Below are 501 nucleotides of genomic sequence, written 5' to 3' on the forward strand. Positions count from 1 at the left end.
CACACAAACTCTATGACTACTCGAACACATTACCGCTTGCAGCGACGAAATCTCTCCTCATTCCTCAGAAAGGCGGAAGGAAAGCCCGGGCGGTGACGCTGGAAATGAGATATGCCCGAGTGACCCTCAAAGCTCCAGCCAACAAACGCACTCAGGCAGACATCCCTCTGTATTACGTCAGTGTCGTAGAGCAAAGTCATCGTGAAGAAAAACTGGCATGGCACTTACTCACCTCCGAATCTATCACATGCTCGAAGGAGGCACTGGAGGTTGTCGGCTATTACGAGCGCCGTTGGTTGATTGAAGATTACCACAAGGTATGGAAAAGCAGTGGCACCGCGGTGGAAGAGCTGAGAATGCAGTGCCGTGAGAACCTGGAGCGTATGAGTGTGATACTGGCTTTTATCGCCACACGCTTACTCCAGCTTCGCTTTATGAAGGTATCCAAAGCGGAAGTGGCAGCACAATGTTGTGAAACGCTATTGGGTCAGAAAGCGTGGA

The 501-nt window shown here is 50.9% G+C and carries 1 protein-coding gene; it reads left to right on the forward strand.

Going from position 1 to position 501, the window contains the following annotated elements:
• The coding region (locus tag IEY09_RS20170) for an IS4 family transposase (RefSeq protein ID WP_188872428.1) at nt 1–501 on the forward strand (501 nt) is incomplete at both ends.

Origin of the sequence: Shewanella xiamenensis (assembly GCF_014647135.1) — a bacterium.
Classification (GTDB): Bacteria; Pseudomonadota; Gammaproteobacteria; order Enterobacterales; family Shewanellaceae; genus Shewanella; species Shewanella xiamenensis.